This window comes from Streptomyces sp. PU-14G (assembly GCF_041028275.1).
Classification (GTDB): Bacteria; Actinomycetota; Actinomycetes; order Streptomycetales; family Streptomycetaceae; genus Streptomyces.
In genome coordinates, this window is record NZ_JASKYT010000125.1 from 1 (window position 1) to 17,834 (window position 17,834).

General features: G+C 72.4%; 14 protein-coding genes and 1 pseudogene. 9 read left to right on the top strand and 6 right to left on the bottom strand.

Going from position 1 to position 17,834, the window contains the following annotated elements; genetic code table 11:
- Positions 1–21 precede the first annotated feature (21 nt).
- Entirely contained in the window at positions 22–1,068 is a 1,047-nt protein-coding gene (locus tag AB8Z75_RS16660; RefSeq protein WP_369202693.1) for a zinc-binding alcohol dehydrogenase, read from the bottom strand.
- 127 nt (positions 1,069–1,195) lie between these two features.
- Between AB8Z75_RS16660 and AB8Z75_RS16665 the strand changes: the two genes are divergently transcribed.
- The 5 genes from AB8Z75_RS16665 (at position 1,196) to AB8Z75_RS16685 (ending at position 6,799) form a co-directional block, all read left to right on the top strand.
- Complete coding sequence (locus AB8Z75_RS16665) at positions 1,196–2,626, top strand: ABC transporter substrate-binding protein (RefSeq protein ID WP_369202695.1); 1,431 nt, start codon at positions 1,196–1,198, stop codon at positions 2,624–2,626.
- Complete coding sequence (locus AB8Z75_RS16670) at positions 2,623–3,672, top strand: carbohydrate ABC transporter permease (protein ID WP_369202697.1); 1,050 nt, start codon at positions 2,623–2,625, stop codon at positions 3,670–3,672. The genes AB8Z75_RS16665 and AB8Z75_RS16670 overlap by 4 nt, the downstream gene beginning before the upstream one ends.
- A complete protein-coding gene (locus AB8Z75_RS16675; protein ID WP_369202699.1) occupies positions 3,672–4,589 on the top strand; it encodes a carbohydrate ABC transporter permease in 918 nt (305 codons plus the stop codon). The genes AB8Z75_RS16670 and AB8Z75_RS16675 overlap by 1 nt, the downstream gene beginning before the upstream one ends.
- Before the next feature lie 66 nt (positions 4,590–4,655).
- Positions 4,656–5,876: an ROK family protein gene (locus tag AB8Z75_RS16680; protein ID WP_369202701.1), complete on the top strand. Its 1,221-nt coding sequence runs from the start codon at positions 4,656–4,658 to the stop codon at positions 5,874–5,876.
- A gap of 35 nt (positions 5,877–5,911) precedes the next feature.
- Positions 5,912–6,799, top strand: coding sequence for a Gfo/Idh/MocA family protein (locus tag AB8Z75_RS16685; RefSeq protein ID WP_369202703.1), 888 nt, complete (start codon positions 5,912–5,914; stop codon positions 6,797–6,799).
- Between the two features lie 7 nt (positions 6,800–6,806).
- Here AB8Z75_RS16685 and AB8Z75_RS16690 read toward each other — a convergent pair whose 3' ends face one another.
- Positions 6,807–8,423, bottom strand: a complete 1,617-nt coding sequence (locus AB8Z75_RS16690; protein WP_369202705.1) for an ABC-F family ATP-binding cassette domain-containing protein — start codon at positions 8,421–8,423, stop codon at positions 6,807–6,809.
- Positions 8,424–8,709: 286 nt separating this feature from the next.
- On the opposite strand from AB8Z75_RS16690, the gene AB8Z75_RS16695 reads away from it, so the two are divergent.
- The gene (locus AB8Z75_RS16695; protein WP_369202707.1) at positions 8,710–9,393 is read left to right on the top strand and encodes a nitroreductase family protein; all 684 of its coding nucleotides are present in this window, start codon (positions 8,710–8,712) and stop codon (positions 9,391–9,393) included.
- Between the two features lie 72 nt (positions 9,394–9,465).
- The gene (locus AB8Z75_RS16700) at positions 9,466–10,530 is read left to right on the top strand and encodes a hypothetical protein (RefSeq protein ID WP_369202709.1); all 1,065 of its coding nucleotides are present in this window, start codon (positions 9,466–9,468) and stop codon (positions 10,528–10,530) included.
- 66 nt (positions 10,531–10,596) lie between these two features.
- Here the strand turns inward: AB8Z75_RS16700 and AB8Z75_RS16705 are convergent, their stop codons facing one another.
- Both AB8Z75_RS16705 and AB8Z75_RS16710 read right to left on the bottom strand, forming a co-directional pair.
- Positions 10,597–13,029, bottom strand: coding sequence for a Tex family protein (locus AB8Z75_RS16705; RefSeq protein ID WP_369202711.1), 2,433 nt, complete (start codon positions 13,027–13,029; stop codon positions 10,597–10,599).
- A gap of 178 nt (positions 13,030–13,207) precedes the next feature.
- Positions 13,208–14,080 carry a hypothetical protein gene (locus AB8Z75_RS16710; protein WP_369202713.1) on the bottom strand — a complete coding sequence of 291 codons (873 nt, stop codon included), beginning with the start codon at positions 14,078–14,080 and terminating at the stop codon, positions 13,208–13,210.
- Positions 14,081–14,563: 483 nt separating this feature from the next.
- On the opposite strand from AB8Z75_RS16710, the gene AB8Z75_RS16715 reads away from it, so the two are divergent.
- Positions 14,564–15,070 (top strand): ATP-binding protein, encoded by a 507-nt coding sequence (locus tag AB8Z75_RS16715; protein ID WP_369202715.1) that lies wholly within the window; start codon positions 14,564–14,566, stop codon positions 15,068–15,070.
- A 150-nt stretch (positions 15,071–15,220) separates the two neighbouring features.
- Here AB8Z75_RS16715 and idi read toward each other — a convergent pair whose 3' ends face one another.
- Positions 15,221–15,781, bottom strand: a complete 561-nt coding sequence (gene idi / locus AB8Z75_RS16720; RefSeq protein WP_369202717.1) for an isopentenyl-diphosphate Delta-isomerase — start codon at positions 15,779–15,781, stop codon at positions 15,221–15,223.
- Positions 15,782–16,008: 227 nt separating this feature from the next.
- Positions 16,009–17,010: a UDP-glucose 4-epimerase GalE gene (galE, locus tag AB8Z75_RS16725; protein WP_369202719.1), complete on the bottom strand. Its 1,002-nt coding sequence runs from the start codon at positions 17,008–17,010 to the stop codon at positions 16,009–16,011.
- A 236-nt stretch (positions 17,011–17,246) separates the two neighbouring features.
- Here galE and AB8Z75_RS16730 point away from each other — a divergent pair.
- Positions 17,247–17,834: pseudogene (locus tag AB8Z75_RS16730) on the top strand (hypothetical protein); the annotation flags it as partial.

Genomic DNA, 17,834 nt, shown 5'->3' on the forward strand with positions numbered 1-17,834 from the left:
GGTGTCTGGGGCGGGGCGGGATCAGAACGCGAGCACCATCTGCAAGGCGTCCGCGGGCCGCTCGTCCAGCAGTTCGTACGCCTGCGCCGCTTCGGCGACGGGCACCACGTGGCTCACCAGTGACGCCACGTCCACGCGGCCTTCCCCGACCAGGCGCAGGAAGGTGCGCTGCAACCGCTCGACGGTCCACCGGCCGTCGAGCGTCTGCGGGACGCCCCCGATCTGGGAGCACACCAGTTGGGCCCGGTTGTGGTGGAACTCGTCCCCGAGCCGCAGTCCGGCGCCGTCGCCCTGGTAGAACCCGGCGGCGACGACCCGCCCGCCGACCGCCACCGACCGCAGCGCCTCGTGCAGTGCGGGATACGCGCCGCTGATCTCGATCGCGGCGTCCGCGCCCCGCCCCTCGGTGGCGTCGCGGAGGCGCTCCGCGACGCTGTCGGTCCGCGCGTTCAGTGCCGTCGTCGCGCCGTGTGCGCGCGCGTGGTCCAGCCGTGCGTCCAGTGCGTCGACGGCTGTGACGCGTGCGCCGTTGAGCTGGGCGAGGCGGGTGGTCAGCAGCCCGATGACGCCCTGTCCGAAGACGGCGATGTCCTCGCCGAGGTGGATGTCCGCGCTGAGGACGGCGTTGTAGGCGATGGCGCCGACGCGGGCGAACGCACCGGCCAGCGGGTCGAGTCCGTCCGGCAGCCGGTGGCCCGCCATGCGTGCGGCGGGGACGATGCCTTCGCTGCGGTGGCCCCAGATGCCCCAGGCCAGGTCGCCCGCCTGCGGGATGCCGGGTGCGTCGGTCAGCTCGGGGGAGACCTCGACGACCTCGCCGACCTCGGAGTAGCCCCACCCCACGACCGGGTAGGAGATGCCGGCCGCGTCGTCCCTGAAGAGTCGGGATTCCGGGTCCCAGGTCCGCGTCAGATAGGGATTGGTACCCCTGTAGGCGGTAAGTTCCGTTCCGGCCGATATGCCCGAATAGCGGGTGCGGACCCGCAGGTGGCCGGGGGGCAGCGGCTCGCGCTCGTGCTCGGCCACCTCGACCGTGCGCGGGCCGGTGAACTGGACAACTCGCTCCACAGGGGACTCCGAACGCCGTGACTTCAGCAGTTTCGTCGAAGATACATCAGAGTTACGTCTTGTAAACAGGCAGAACTGGTGCTGAGATGCGGAACTGACAAGCGAAAGTCGGAACCGAGGGTGAGGCATGGGGAAGTGGACGCGGCGGTCGAGAGTGACCGCGGCCGGGCTCGCCGGAATGCTCGGGGTGAGTCTCCTGGCGGGTTGCTCCGGCAGCGCCGAGGCGGGACCGGATAAACCGGACAAAAAGATAACGGTGTGGACGCTGGAGAACCTGCCCGCACGGATGGCCGCGACCAAGAAGGTCGTCGCCCGCTACGAGAAGCGCAGCGGCGTCCAGGTCGACCTCGTCGGCGTCGACGAGGCCCAACTGCCGCAGCTGATCATGTCGGCAGCCGCCGCAGGCGACCTCCCCGACGTGATCGCCGCGCTGCCACTGGGCCAGGTCTGGCAGATGTACGGCAACGACCTGCTCAACACCGACATGCCCGCGCAGATCGTCAAGGACCTCGGCGCCGGCACCTTCGACGCCAACGCGCTGAAGCTGACCGCCGACGGGAAGAAACGGCTGACCGTCCCCTCCGACGCCTGGCTGCAACTCCTCGTCTACCGCAAGGACCTCTTCCGGGAGGCGAAGCTGCCCGCGCCCACCACCTACGGCCGGCTGCGGAAGGCGGCCAGGACGCTGGACGAGGGGGAGAGGGACGGCATCTCACTGGCCACCGACCCCGGAGACGTCTTCACCCAGCAGAGCTTCGAGAACATGGCGCTGGCCAACGGCTGCCGCCTGATCGACGAGCAGGACGGCGAAGACGGCAAGGACGTGGCGCTGGACTCGCCCTCGTGCCGCCGCGCCTTCGCCACATACCGCACCCTCGCCCGCGACCACGGCCCGGCGGGCACCCAGACGCTGGACTCGACCCGCGCCACCTACTTCGCGGGCCGCTCCCCGATGCTGATGTGGTCCTCCTTCCTGCTGGACGAGCTGACCGGGGAGCGTGCCGACGCCCGGCCGAGCTGCCGCCAGTGCGAGAAGGACCCCGCCTTCCTGGCGAAGAACAGCGGGATCACCACCGCGATCAAGGGCCCGGACGCCCGGAGCGCCGGGCAGTTCGGCGAGATCACGTCCTGGACGGTGACCAGGACCGCCGAGACCAAGGCCTCCCGCGACTTCATCGAGTACATGATGGGCGCCGGATACGAGGACTGGTTCGGCATGGCCCCCGAGGGGAAGATCCCCGTCCGCCACGGCACCGCCGACGAACCGGACAAGTACACCCGCGCCTGGAAGAGCAGCCGCCTGGGGGTCGAGGCCACCCACCGCAAGCCCCTGAACGAGATCTACCCCGACGAGCTGCTGGACGAGCTGGCGGACGGCGTGAGCCACATGCGCCGCTGGGGCATCGCGGAGGGCGAGGGCGCCCTGGTCGGCGCCACCAACGGCGAGCTGCCCGTCGCCAAGGCCGTCGGCGAGATGACCAGCGGCCCCACCTCGGGCGACGAGGCCGCACGCGAGGCCAACGAGGAAGTCGGCGCACTGCGGAGGTCCCTGCGATGAGCACCACGTCCCCCACCCCGCCCGACGCCGCTTCCGCCGGTACGCGCCCGCCCGAACCCCCACCGCGGGACGGCGGCGCGGACGCCGCGCAGCCGCCGAAGCGCCGTCGCCTGCCGACCGGCGCGGCGCGGGAGAACCGCGCGGGGCTGGCCTTCGTGACGCCCACCTTCCTCGTCGTCCTCGTGGTCGTCGTGCTGCCGATCCTGTGGACGGTGCTGCTGGCCTTCCAACGGGCCCGGCTGGTGGACATCCAGGGCATGAGCCTGTTCGGCAACTGGACGCTGGACAACTTCGCCGGCGTCTTCACCTCGCCCGGCTTCTGGACCAGCCTGTGGACGACCCTGCTGTACACGGTCGGAGCCACCGCCGGATCCGTCGCCCTCGGACTGGTCGCGGCGCTCGCGCTGCGCAGGCCCTTCCGCGGACGCGGCCTGCTGCGCGGCGCGATGCTGCTGCCGTACGTCGCACCCGTGGTGGCCGTCGCCTTCGTGTGGGAGATCGCGCTCAGCCCGCAGTTCGGCATCGTCAACGAGTGGGGCGGCAAGCTGCTGGGCTGGGACGACCCGCTCGCCTTCCTGTCCACCCGCTCCTTCGAGGTCTCCCTGCTCGGGCTGCACGTCGACGTCCCGCTCGCGCTGCTGACCGTCGTCGCGTTCGAGACCTGGCGCTACTTCCCGTTCGCCTTCCTCTTCCTGCTCGCCCGCCTCCAGGCGGTCCCCGACGGCCTGGAGGAGGCCGCGAAGGTGGACGGCGCCACCCCCACGCAGCGCTTCCGCTACGTGCTGCTGCCGCAGCTGATGCCGGTCATCGCGCTGCTGTGCGTCCTGCGCTTCATCATGACGTTCAACAAGTTCGACGACATCTACCTGCTCACCGGCGGCGGCTCGGGAACCGACGTGGTGGCCGTGCGCGTGTACGACTTCCTCACCGCACGCTTCGACGTGGGCGCCGCCGCGGCCCAGGCCCTCGTCCTGGCAGCCTTCTTGATGGTGCTGCTGGGTGTGTACTTCAAGTTCTTCGCCAAGAAGGTCCAGGAGGACGCGTGATGAGCGGCACCAGCCCCTCCGTGAACAGCCGCCCGCCCGCCGCGCCCCGGATCAGCCGCGCCCGGTTCGAGGAGCGCCTCTTCACCGTCCTGCGCTGGGTGGTGATCGCCTTCCTCGCGGTGATCACCCTCGCGCCCTTCTACTACATGCTGCTGCTGTCGGTGAAACCCATCGACGCACTGCTCCTGGACCCCGGGCAACTGTGGGTCAGCGCCAAGGACTTCACGCTGGCCACCTACCAGGAGGTGCTGAGGCCCACCTCCGAGGGCGGCCAGGGCTTCCTGCACATGCTGGCCAACTCGGCGCTCGTCTCACTCGGCGCCGTCGTGCTGACGCTGCTGGCCGCCATCCCCGGCGCCTACGCCGTCAGCCGGCTGCGGTTCTTCGGCGCCCGTCAGGTCAGCGCCCTCTTCCTGGCCGTCTACCTCTTCCCCGCGACGCTGCTGGCCGTGCCGCTGTTCGTGATGTTCGCGAAGATGGGACTGCAGGGCAGCCTGGTGGGGCTCGCGATCGTCTACATCGCGCAGACCGTGCCGGTGTCGATCTACATGATGAAGAACTACTTCGTCACCATCCCCTACTCCATCGAGGAGGCCGCGGCCCTCGACGGGTGCAGCAGGCTCCAGACCGTCCGCAAGGTGATCCTCCCCCTGGCGGCGCCCTCGGTGATGGCCACCGGGCTGTACGTCTTCATGATCGCCTGGAACGAGTTCCTCTTCGCGCTGCTCTTTCTGGCCGCACAGCCCGACAAATGGACCGTCTCGCTCGGCCTCCAGCAGCTCGCGGGCGGTATCGAGGTCTCCAAGACCGTGCTGATGGCAGGATCGGTGGTGCTGACCATCCCCGTCGTGCTGCTCTTCTTCGCCGCGGAACGGCTCCTCACCGAGGGCCTCACCAGCGGCGCGGACAAGAGCTGACGGGCGCCGGCACGCACGGACGGCGGGGCCACTGAGGGCGAACCGCCTGGACGAGCTGAGGAGAGCATGACCGGTATCACCGGGAACCAGTCGAGCGCGGGCCACCTGCTGCGGCTCATCCGCGAGGGCAGGGCCACCACCCGCGGCGCCCTGCAACAGGCCACCGGCCTCTCGCGCTCCACCGTCGGGCACCGCCTGGACCAGCTTTTCTCGGCCGGCTGGCTGCGCGAGGGCGAGGCCGCGCCGGTGGCCGGGCCCGCGGGCGGACGGCCCTCGGCCCGGCTGGAGTTCGACGCGGGACACGCCGTGGTGCTCGCCGCCGACCTCGGTACCCGGCACGCCAACGCGGCCGTCCTCGACCTGGCGGGCACCGTGCTGGCCGAGCACTCCGGCGAGCTGGTGATAGGGGACGGGCCCGAACGGGTGCTCGACCGGCTGGCGCAGTGGTTCGCCGCGCTGCTCAAGGAGCACGGAACCGGACCCGAACGGGTCTGCGGCATCGGCCTGTCGGTGCCGGGACCCGTGGACTTCGCCTCAGGGCTCGTCATCCAGCCGCCGATCATGCCCGGCTGGGACGGCTACCCGATCCCGGAACGCATGCGGGAGGCGTACGCGGCCCACGTGCAACCGGCGGCCCCCGTGCCCGTCCTGGTCGACAACGACGCCAACCTCATGGCGTACGCCGAGCAGCGTGCCGGGCACCCCGACTGCGCCGCGTTCGTGCTGATCAAGGTCGCGACCGGTATCGGTGCCGGCGTCGTCGTGGGCGGGCAGCCGTACCGCGGCATCGACGGCGGCGCGGGCGACATCGGCCACATCCGGCTGCACGACTGCCCCGACGCGCTGTGCATGTGCGGTAACCACGGCTGCCTCGCGGCCGTCGCCAGCGGCCGAGCCCTGGCCAGGCAGCTCACCGAGGCGGGAGTGCCCACCACCTACGGCTCCGGCGTCCGCGACCACCTCGCCGCCGGACGCCCCGAGGCCGTCCGGCTGGCCCGCGAGGCGGGCCGCAGGGTGGGCGAGGTGCTGGTCACCGTCGTCACCCTGCTCAACCCCGGCGTGCTGATGATCGCGGGCGACCTGGCGAGCACCCCGTTCGTCACCGGGGTACGGGAACTCCTGTACCAGCGGGCCATGCCGCGCACCACCGCGCACCTGCACGTCGTCACCTCCGAGCTCGGCGACCGGGCAGGGCTGATGGGGGCCGCCGCCATGGTCGTCGAGAACCTCTACGCCCCCGACCGCGCCGACGCCCGGCTGGCCGCCTCGGCCACGGCCGCCGAGTGACCCCTTTTTCCGTTCGTACGCAGGAGAACAGCACCGTGGAAGCAGCCTGGCCCCACCCACCGATACGCGTCGGCCTCGTCGGCGCCGGGCCCTGGGCCCGCACCATGCACGCCCGGATGCTCGCCGCGGGACCCGAGACGGAGCTGGCCGCCGTGTGGGCCCGCAGGACCGAGGCAGCCGCAGGGCTCGCCGCCGCGTACGGCACCGAGGCCGCCGCCTCCTTCGAGGCACTTCTCGACCGGTGCGAGGCCGTGGCCTTCGCCGTGCCGCCCGCCGTCCAGGCCGCACTCGCCCCGCGGGCCGCCAGGGCAGGACGCGCCGTGCTGCTGGAGAAGCCGCTCGGCCCCGACCTGACGGCCGCCCGCGCCGTCGCCGACGCGGTCGCGGACAGCGGCGTCGTCTCCCAACTCGTCCTCACCAAGCGGTACCACCCCGCCACCCGCCGCTTCCTGGAACGGGCCCGCGCGACGACCGTCACCGGGGCCCGCTCCTGCTACCTGCACGGAGCCTTCCTCGGCGGCGACCAGGCCACGACCTGGCGCCTGGAACACGGCGCCCTCCTCGACCTCGGCCCGCACCTGCTGGACCTGCTCGACCTCGCCGTCGGCCCGGTCACCGCCGTGCGCTCCACCGGCGACCCGCGCCGCTGGATCGAGCTGACCTGCGAACACGAGAACGGCGCCGTCAGCCAGGCCTCCCTGTCCGGCGCCGTGGCACTGCCCCGGGCCCGTACCCGCATCGAGCTGTACGGACCACAGGACGCGGACGAACTGGTCTACGACACCGCGGATCTCGACCACGAGGAGTGCTGGCCGGTCCTGCGCCGCGACTTCGCGACCGCGGTGCGCACCGGCCGCCCCGGCGACATCGATGCCCGACGCGGGCTGCGGCTCCAGGAGTTGCTCGCCCAGGCGGTGGCATGAGCCGCCGCTACAGCTCCTCCTCGTCCACCTCCCGCAGCTCGCCCTCCGCCAGCTGAAGCCACCGGGTGATCCCCAGCTCCCGCAGGAACGGCAGATCGTGGCTGGCGACGACCAGCGCACCCTCGTACGCCGCCAGTGCCTCCCGCAGCTGCCGGACGCTGGCCATGTCCAGATTGTTGGTCGGCTCGTCCAGCATCAGCAGCTGCGGGCCAGGCTCAGCCAGCATCACCGCCGCCAGCGTGGCACGGAAGCGCTCGCCGCCCGAGAGGGCGCCCACCGGGCGGTCCGCGCGCGCCCCGCGGAAGAGGAAGCGGGCGAGCCGGGACCTGATCCGCTGGTTGGTGGCCTGAGGGGCCAGGGCGGCCACGTTCTCCACCACGGACAGCGCGTCGTCGAGCACGTCCAGCCGCTGGGGCAGATAGCGCAGCGGGACATGCGTGGCCACCTCACCCGAGACGGCGGGCAACTGCCCGGCGGCCGTCCGCAGCAGCGTCGTCTTGCCCGCGCCGTTCGGGCCGACCAGCGCAATCCGGTCGGGGCCGTGCACATCCAGCGTCGCACGGGCGCCGTTGCGCAGCTCCGCCTCCTCCAGCGTGAGCACCCGCCTGCCGCGCGGCACCGCGGTGAACGGCAGCTCCACGTGGATCTCCGCGTCCTCGCGCACCCGCTCGGTGGCGTCCTCCAGCCGCTCCTTGGCCTCCTCCAGACGCTGCTCGTGCAGGAGGCGGTGCTTGCCCGCGGTCTCCTGTGCCTTCCGCTTGCGCGCGCCCAGCAGGATCTTCGGCTCGCTCCGGCTGGCGGCCACCTTTCTGCCCTGACGCGCCCGCCGCGCAAGTTTCGTCTGTGCCTCGGACAACTCCCGCTTCTGCCGCCGCACATCGGTCTCGGCCGCCCGCACCATGCGCTCGGCCGCCTCCTGTTCGGCCTCGACCGCCGCCTCGTACGCCTCCAGATTGCCGCCGTACCAGGTGACCCCGCCGTCGTGCAGCTCGGCGATCCGGTCGACCAGCGCGAGGAGTTCGCGATCGTGGCTGACCACGACCAGCACACCGGGGAAGGCGGCGACCGCCGCGTGCAGCCTGCGCCGGGCCACCCGGTCGAGATTGTTGGTGGGCTCGTCCAGCAGCAGCACGTCGGGCCGGGCCAGCAGCAGCGCCGCCAGCCGCAGCAGCACCGACTCGCCACCCGAGATCTCCCCGATGGTGCGGTCGAGACCGACGTGCGTGAGACCGAGCTCGTCCAGCGTCGCCCGCGCGCGCTCCTCCACGTCCCAGTCGTCACCGACGGCGGTGAAGTGCTCCTCGGCGACGTCACCCGCCTCGATGGCGTGCAGCGCCGCGCGGGCGCGGGCGATCCCCAACGCCTCGTCGACGCGCAGCGACGTGTCCAGGGTCAGGTCCTGCGGCAGGTAGCCGACCTCCCCGGCGACCTTGACGCTGCCCGACTCGGGGCGCAGCCGGTCGGCGATCAGTTTCAGCACAGTGGACTTTCCGGTGCCGTTGAGCCCGATCAACCCCGTGCGGCCGGAGCCGAAGGACAGGTCGAGATCGGTGAGGACGGGCGTCCCGTCCGGCCAGGAAAAGGTCAGCCGGGTGCAGGTCACAGCGGGGGAGTGGGTATTCACAGGGGCCTCCTGGTCGCATCGCGAAGGGCGGTGGGCAACGCGGGAGACACCGGGCCCCGGGCACGGGATACACGGGGCGGGAACCAACGGGGGAGCGGCTCCGACACGAGGTCGGCTCACTTCCGAGGTCACACACGTGGCACACAGAGGGGGCACACGGCGTCTCAGACCTCAGACGAGCAACGACCTCTCCAATCGACGACAACAGAGCCGTCCAAGACCATACGGGGCTCCCGTATCCCGCGCAAGACTTTTCGGGCACGCGGCGGTGTGCTGTGCTGCCGCTATGGTCCATACCACACAGTCCGAGCCCGGCCCGACCCCCCGCCCGACGGTGCCGCTGCGGCCGATGCGGGTCACCGCCCGGCAGGCCGAGGAGCGCGCCGAGACGTTCCACGGCCTCATGGAACGCCGCCGCACCGTCCGCGACTTCGACCCCCGCCCCCTGCCCGAAGGGGTGCTGGAGTGGGCCGTCCGCACCGCTGCCACCGCCCCCAGCGGTGCCCACGTCCAGCCGTGGCGCTTCGTCGTGCTCACCGATCCGGAGCGCAAGCGGCGGCTGCGCGAGGCGGCGGAGGCCGAGGAGCGCGAGTTCTACGGGCGCCGGGCCTCCGACGAGTGGCTGGAGGCCCTCGCCCCGCTCGGCACCGACGCGCACAAGCCGTTCCTGGAGACGGCGCCCGCCGTGATCGTCGTCTTCGAGGTCCACAAGGGCCCGCACACGCCGCGCCCCTACTACACGAAGGAGTCCGTCGGCATCGCCGTCGGCTTCCTCCTCGCCACGCTCCACCAGGCGGGGCTGGCCACCCTCACCCACACCCCGAGTCCCATGCGTTTCCTCAACGAGGTCTGCGAACGTCCGGCGGAGGAGCGCGGCGCCTACGTCATCCCCGTCGGCTATCCGGCCCCCGGCGCGCGGGTGCCGGACCTGCGGCGCAAGCCACTGGAAGAAGTGATGATCGTGTTGTGACCGTCCTGCCGTCCGGTCCGTGGCCCGCACCGTGCATACTCCTGGTCACCACAGTGACGAAGGGGAACACACATGCACAGCTGGGCACGGGGGACAGCGGGACTCGCCTGCGCGGGCAGCCTCGTTCTCGCGGCGGCGGGCTGCGGCTCGAACAGCGCGCAGGACGGCTCCGGGCGGGGCGGCGCCAAGGCAAAGGACGCCAAGGGCCGGCCCGCGACGGGAGTCGTCACCCGCGCGCAGGCCGACAAGCTCTTCGACCGCTACGAGCGCATCAACAACCGGGCCAACAAGCACGCGGACGCGAAAGAGATCTCCCAGGCCGAGGCCGGTTCCGTCTACGAGGAGAGCAAGGCCACCTTCCGGCTCCAGAAGAACTGGAAGAAGAAGCGGCTGGCGGAGTACAAGGAGCCCTTCAACTACGTCGACCGGGAGTTCTACATACCGCGCAAGGGCACCGCCGACTGGTTCGTGATGGTGGCCCACTCCAAGAGCCCCGGCCAGAAGAAGAACACGTACCCGGGCATCTTCGTCATGCAGAAGAAGAGCCAGGGCTGGCGGCTCGTCGCCGCCAGCTACAGCGACACCACCAAGATCCCGCGCATCGCCAAGGACGAGGACGGCTTCGCGCAGCCCGTGACCGACCCGGACAAGAAGCGCGGCGCACTCGCCCCGTCCGGCCTCTCCGACGCCCTGCTCGACCTCTACACCGAGGAAGGGGCCACCAAGAGCACCGGGTTCGCCACCTCCAAGGCCACCCGCTGGATCCGCAAGGTGCCGCAGACCCAGAACAAGCTGCTCAACCCCTACGCCGAGGCCGTCTTCAGCCGGGGCGAGCCGGACGAAGAGCAGCTGCACGCGCTGCGCACCAGCGACGGCGGCGCGCTCGCCCTCTTCAGCACCCAGGTGCGCGAGCACGACCGCGGCACACAGGTCACCGCCACGATCCACCCCTCCGACGAGATGAAGGTCTACGTCGGTGAAACGGAGCGGCCCTCCTTCTTCGTCGACTGGCTGCACCAGTCCAGCGCCCACCTGCCGCCCCACGGCCAGGCCCGGCTGCTGTCCTCCGAATACATCATGACGGGCGCGGCCCCCGGCACCGACGCCGAAGGACGCATGCCGGGCGTCACCAGCTGACGCGCCGTCTGCCGGTGGTGTCCGCGACCCGGGCCGGGCACGGACACCACGGGCAGGCGCGGTACGTCAGGCCAGGCCGGCCCGGCGCAGAGCCTCCGCCATCTCGCTGTTCGCCGGCGCGGACGCGGCGGAACCGCGGCGCTTGCCGCCGCCGCTCTTGCCGCCGCCAGAGCTACTGCTCTTGCCGCCACCGCCGCTGCCGCCGGCCTTGCCGCCCTTGCCGCCCTCGCGGGGGGAGCCCTGGCGCTGGCGCGGGGCGCCGCCCCGCTGCTGCTGCCGCTCCCGACCGCCGCCGCGGCGCCCCTCGCTGCCCTGCGCGCCCGGCTCGTCGTCGAGACGCAGCGTCAGCGAGATCCGCTTGCGCGCCTCGTCCACGTCCAGCACGCGGACCTTGACGATGTCACCTGGCTTGACGACGTCGCGCGGGTCCTTCACGAAGGTCTTGGACATGGCCGAGACGTGGACGAGCCCGTCCTGGTGGACGCCGACGTCGACGAAGGCACCGAACGCGGCGACGTTCGTCACCACGCCCTCCAGCACCATGCCGGACGCCAGGTCGCCCAGCTTCTCGACGCCCTCCTTGAAGCTCGCCGTACGGAAGGCGGGGCGCGGGTCGCGGCCCGGCTTCTCCAGCTCGCCCAGGATGTCGGTGACGGTCGGCAGACCGAAGGAACCGTCCACGAACTCCTGCGGGTCCAAGGCGCGCAGCACCTTCGTGTTGCCGATCAGCGACGGCACGTCCGTACCGGACTTGGCGACCATCCCGCGCACCACCGGATAGGCCTCAGGGTGCACCGCGGAGGCGTCCAGCGGGTCGTCGCCGCCGCGGATGCGCAGGAAGCCCGCGCACTGCTCGAACGCCTTGGGGCCCAGCCGCGAGACGTCCCGCAGCTCCGTGCGGCTCTTGAAGGGCCCGTTGGCGTCCCGGTGGGCGACGATGTTCTCCGCGAGGCCGGAGCCGATCCCGGAGACCCGGGAGAGCAGCGGCGCCGAGGCGGTGTTGACGTCCACCCCGACGCCGTTCACACAGTCCTCCACCACGGCGTCGAGCGAGCGCGACAGCTTCACCTCGGACAGGTCGTGCTGGTACTGGCCGACGCCGATGGACTTCGGGTCGATCTTCACCAGCTCGGCCAGCGGGTCCTGGAGGCGGCGCGCGATGGAGACGGCGCCGCGCAGCGACACGTCGAGGTCGGGCAGCTCCTGGGAGGCGTAGGCGGACGCGGAGTACACCGAGGCACCCGCCTCGGAGACCATCACCTTCGTCAGCTTCAGTTCCGGCTTGGCGGCGAGAAGTTCACCGGCGAGCTTGTCCGTCTCCCGGGAGGCCGTGCCGTTGCCGATGGCGACCAGCTCGACCTCGTACGTCTCGGCGAGGGCCGCGAGCCTGGCCAGGGACTCGTCCCACTGCTTCTGCGGCGCGTGCGGGTAGACCGTGTCGGTGGCGGCGACCTTGCCCGTCGCGTCGATCACGGCCACCTTCACGCCCGTGCGCAGCCCCGGGTCGAGGCCGAGGGTGGCGCGGGTGCCGGCGGGCGCGGCGAGCAGCAGGTCACGCAGGTTGGTGGCGAAGACCCGCACCGCCTCGTCCTCGGCGACCGTCCGCAGCCGGGTGCGCACGTCGATGCCCAGATGCACCAGCACGCGCGTACGCCACGCCCAGCGCACCGTCTCGGCCAGCCACGCGTCGGCCGGGCGCCCCTCGTCGCGCACGCCGAAACGCCGCGCGATGGAGCGCTCGTAGGACGTGGGGCCCTCGCTCTCCTCACCCGCCGGCTCCGGGGCGAGCGTCAGATCGAGGATCTCCTCCTTCTCGCCGCGCAGCATGGCCAGGATCCGGTGCGAGGGCAGCTCGGTGAACGCCTCGGAGAAGTCGAAGTAGTCGGCGAACTTCGCGCCCTGCGCCTCCTTGCCCTCGCGCACCGAGGCGGCCAGCCGGCCGCGCTCCCACATGCGCTCGCGCAGCTCGCCGATCAGGTCGGCGTCCTCGCCGATGCGTTCGGTGAGGACGGCACGGGCACCCTCCAGCGCTGCGGAAACGTCCGCGACGCCCTTGTCGGCGTCGACGAAGGCGGCGGCGGCTGCGGCAGGTTCCACCGTCGGGTCCGCCAACAGCCCCTCGGCCAGCGGCTCCAGACCGGCCTCGCGGGCGATCTGCGCCTTGGTGCGCCGCTTGGGCTTGAACGGCAGGTAGATGTCCTCAAGACGTGCCTTGGAGTCGGCGGCACGGATGCGCGCCTCCAGCTCCTCGGTGAGCTTGTCCTGCGAGCGCACGGACTCCAGGATCGCCTCGCGCCGCTCCTCCAGCTCCCGCAGATAGCGCAGCCGCTCCTCCAGGGAGCGCAGCTGCGCGTCGTCGAGCATCTCGGTCGCTTCCTTGCGGTAGCGCGCGATGAAGGGCACGGTCGACCCGCCGTCGAGCAGCTCGACAGCGGCACGGACCTGCCGCTCGCGTACGCCGAGCTCCTCGGCGATCCTGCCTTCGATGGTCGTCGTCACGATGGTTGGTTCCGCCTTCTCGGTGCTGTGGTCCCCCGGTAGGCATGCATTGTGGCAGGCCGGTGGGACACCCGCGCGCAGGCGGGCGCTGCCGGGGCCGTCCGCCGGGGCGGGAGACGGCTCGGACGCGGCCCGCGGCGGGCTCCGCTCAGTCCTTGCCGGACGCGGCAGGTTCCGCTCAGTCCTTGCCGAACGCGTCGGCGGGGAAGGCGCCCGCCTCGGCCGCGGTGCGCGCGAAGTCTGCCGCCAGCTCGGTCAGCCGGGCCACGTCGGCGGCGCCCAGCAGCTCGTACGGGTGGCGGTCGAGCCGGTCGGTCTCCTCCTCCAGGTGCTTGCGCAGCGCGGCGCCCTCCTCGGTCAGCTCGCCGTCGCCGCCCAGCAGCCCGCGCTCGGTCAGCCTGCGCTGTGCCGCCGCCCAGTCCTGCTCGTTGTATCCGCGGGTGCCCATGGCCCACTTCGGGCTCATGCCGCGCCCGCTGGCGGTGTGGCTCACCACGGCCTCCAGCGCGTCGAGCTCGGCGTGCTGGAGCGCGGCGATGTGGCCGTCCCCGCGGTGCTCGCGCAGCAGCGTCGCGGCGTGCCAGAGCGCCAGGTGCGGGGCCGTCTCGAGCGGTGGGGTGGGCAGGTCGGCGTTGGCGGAGTGGAGGGGGCGCCCCGAGCGGGTGCAGCCCTCGGTGGCGCGCAGCGCCAGCCGGGCGGCCTCGGCCATGCGGGGGGAGGTGACGGCCTCCTCGCCCAGCAGGTGCCGCAGCGTCGCGTCGGCGGCCCGCAGCCGTGCCGCCAGCACGGTCTCGGGGGAGGCCGCGTCCCACACCTCGGGGACGAAGCGGGCGACGAGGGAGTGGCTGTAGTTGTAGAACGTGGCCGTCACCGTGCCGGCGCCCACGGCCCCCAGTGGCGCGGAGCGCGTGGCCAGGTTGATCGCGTGCCGGTCGTCGATGCCGTAGGGCGCCAGTTCCTTGCCCAGCGCGGGGGAGAAGTACAGCACGGAGTGCAGGACGTTGAGGGCGTTGTGGCAGCGGCGCCCGGCGCGTTCGGGAAGTGACGTCATGCCCGTACGCTACCGGGCGGTACGGTCGACCAGAAGGGCAGGGGAACCGGCTGTTCCGCTCCACGCCGCGAGCTGAGCGAGCTCCAGAGCGCGGGAGCGTTTCCAGGGCCCGCCAGGTTTCTGTCAGAGAGTCGATCGGTGCGTACGTCTTCTGTCAAATGCCATCGATACATGCCCAGTTGCGGTCAGCGGCGCAGGCCGGCTCCGCGCGGTACCACCATTCAGTGCAAGTGCATCTGCAAGTACAGACCAGATGCGCGGCCACGAGTCCGACCGAGAGAGCGGGGTACTCAGATGGAGAGCCGCGGTGCACAGCGTTCCGCCGTCATCGACGAGGCTCCCACGGCCGCTGGGAGAACACGGCTCCCGGCCGCGGGGAGCGCCGGGCAAGCGGGAGCGGCGGGCAGGGCGACCCGGGTCCCGACGGCCGCGCCGCTGCGGGAACGGGAGCGGGAGCGGGAGCGGGAACACGATGAGCGGCCCATGCGCCGCGCCGTCGGATGCGCGCACGGCTGCGGGCCCGAACACGCGCGCACCCGTACGCCGGCGCCCGCCCAGGACGGCGCCTGGCAGGAGGGCAGCTGGCGGTTCGCCGCGCCCGCGGCCGACGCCTCGGTGCCCCGGCTCCGCCACGCCGTCCGCGACCTGCTGGCGCGGCAGCCCACCCACGTGCCGGACGAGACGCTCGAAGGCGTGCTGCTGATCCTCTCGGAGCTGGTCACCAACGCGGTGCGGCACGCCGCGCTGCTCTCACCGACGATCGCGGTCGAGATCTCGCTGGGCGGCGGCCGGCTGCGGGTGGCCGTCGAGGACGGCCACCCCTACCGGCCCAAGGCGCTGGCCGCCGAGCCGACCGGGGAGCACACGGGGGGACGCGGGCTGCTGCTGGTCAAGGCGCTCACCGCCGAGGCGGGCGGCGTCTGCGACGTGGAGCAGACCGGCGCGGGCGGCAAGGTCGTCTGGGCGGCACTGCCGTTGGCTGCCGTCTAGGGCTTCCTGCGGTTCTCGCGTCGGCCAGCCGACCAGGGGGTGCCACTGTCCGTGGTGTGCGGTCTGTGGTGTGCGGTCTGCGGGTGGGTTGTGGTCGGTCGCGCAGTTCCCCGCGCCCCTTCGGGGCGCGTCCACGGCTTCCCCGTCAGGTCACCAGTCGCCGGCGCCGCCGGTCACCTCGCGGGCCGCGGGACGTGCGGCGTCCAGCACGGTCATGAACCAGGTCGAGAAGGTGTCCGTCGCGTGCCGCTTCTCCAGTTCCCCGGCCGTCACGAACGCGACCTCGGCGATCTCCTCGGGGTCCGGCCGCAGTTCTTCGCGCAGCAGCCCCACGAACAGGTGGTTGAACTCCTGCTCCACCAGGCCCGAGGCCGGGTCGGGGTGGTTGTAGCGGACGGTGCCCGCCTCCCGCAGCAGCGCGGGCGCGACGCCCAGTTCCTCGCCGACGCGCCGGGTGGCGGCGGCGAACGGCGCCTCGCCGGGATACGGATGCCCGCAGCAGGTGTTCGACCACACGCCAGGCGAGTGGTACTTGCCCAGCGCACGGCGCTGGAGCAGCAGCCTTCCCTCGTCGTCGAAGAGGAAGACGGAGAAGGCGCGGTGCAGTCGGCCGGGCGCCACGTGGGCGGAGAGCTTCTCCGCGGTGCCGATCGTCGTCCCGTTCTCGTCGACCAGTTCGAGCATGATCGGGGCCGCTGAGCTGTTCGCCATGGTCATCCTTCTCGTGGGCCGGTGGGCAGCGCGACCCAGTGTGCCGCAGGTTGCGCCGCAACTGAGCATTCTGCGCGAATCTGTCGTTTTCGCGCACGAGCGTGCCGCTGTCCGATCGTGCGAGCCTCCTTCGTGTCCGTTGCGTCGCCGTGCGTGCCGTTCAGGCCCACACATGGCAGCCGGACACGGTGCGATGCGGCCGGCACGGTGCGGTTCCGCCGCGCGGTTCAGTCGGCCGCGGCGCGCGCCTCGGGGTGCCGCAGCAGCCAGCCCTCCCACGCCGTGGCGACCATCTCGCGCACCCCGAAGCGCGGCTGCCAGCCCAGCTCCTCGCGGATGCGCCGCGCCGAGGCCACCACCCGCGCCGGGTCGCCGGGGCGCCGCGGCCCCACCTCGGGTGCGGGCTCGTGCCGCCCTGTGACCTCGGCCACCAACGCGGCCATCTCCCGCACGGAGACGCCCTCGCCCGTGCCCACGTCGAGCGTCAGGTCGCTGCCGCCCGCCGCACCGCCGCCCGCGGCCATCGCGTTCGCGGCGGCGGCGTGCGCGTCGGCCAGATCCTGGACGTGGATGTAGTCGCGGACACACGTGCCGTCCTCGGTCGGGTAGTCGTCGCCGAAGATCCTGGGCGCCTCGCCGCGCGTGAGGGCGTCGAAGAACATCGGCACGATGTTGGAGACGCCCACGTCGGCCAGTTCCGGGGCGGCGGCGCCCGCGACGTTGAAGTAGCGCAGGCAGGCGGTGTCGATCCCGTGGGCGCGGCCCGCGGCGCGCACGAGCCACTCACCGGCCAGCTTCGTCTCGCCGTACGGGTTCATTGGCACCGTCGGGGTCCGCTCGGTGACCAGGTCCACGTCGGGCATCCCGTAGACGGCGGCGGAGGAGGAGAAGACGAACCGGCGCACCCCTGCCTCCACCACGGCGCGCAGCAGGCACGCCAGGCCGTGCACGTTCTCCTCGTAGTAGCGCAGCGGCTGCTCGACCGACTCGCCCACCTGTTTCCTGGCCGCGAGATGGATCACACCCGTCACCCGGTGCTCGGCGAGGGTGCGGGCCAGCAGCGCCTCGTCGGTCACCGGGCCGCGCACCAGCGGCACCTCGGCGGGCAGCCGCCCGGTCAGGCCCGTGGAGAGGTCGTCCAGCGCCACGGCCCGCTCGCCCGAGGCGGTCATGGCCCGCGCGACGTGCGCGCCGATGTACCCCGCGCCACCTGTGATCAACCACGTCATGTCCCGCACCCTATCGGCCCCGGTTGTGAGGCGAGCCGGTGATCGACCATGCTGGTGCGCGCAGGTGGGCCAGGGGCAACAGCGGGCCGATGAACGCTCGGTGAAGGCTCGTTCCGACGATCGGATACTCTCTGCCGACGTGCTGCCGGCCCCGAAGGGCGACGGCGCACGCTGCCCGCTGCCTTCGTTGTCCCCTTCTCGCGCGGGCATGCCAGCTTCCAAGGAGTGAGTTCGTTCTGTCGACCGCCATCCTCACCGGTCCGCCGGTCGCCGGGTCGTCGCTGGAGGCCGACCTGCGCTCCCTCGGCTTCGACGTGCGCGTGGCCGACGGCGCCGACGGCACGGCAACCCTGGACGCGCACCTGGCGGCGACGGCGCCCGGTGAACGGCTCGCCCTGATCGACCCCCGCTTCGTGGGGCACACCCACGCGCTGCGGCTCGCGCTGAAGGACCCCCGCTTCGCGGCGGGCGCGCTGCCCGGCGTGCTCGGCCTCACACCCGAGGCCCGCGGCGCGCTGGAGCCCCGGCTGGCGGGCGACCCCGACGAGGCGGCCCGCGCGCTGGAGGCCGCCGGGGTCGAGGTGCACCGTCCCGAGCTGGGCGTGCTGGTCGCGGCCGTGCCCGCGGACGACGCGGAGCGTCAGGAGCGTGGGCGGGCCGTCGCCGCCGTGGACCCGACGAGGCGGCCCGCGCGCTGGAGGCCGCCGGGGTCGAGGTGCACCGTCCCGAGCTGCGCGTGCTGGTCGCGGCCGTGCCCGCGGACGACGCGGAGCGTCAGGAGCGTGGGCGGGCCGTCGCCGCCGTGGACGACGAGCAGGTACGGC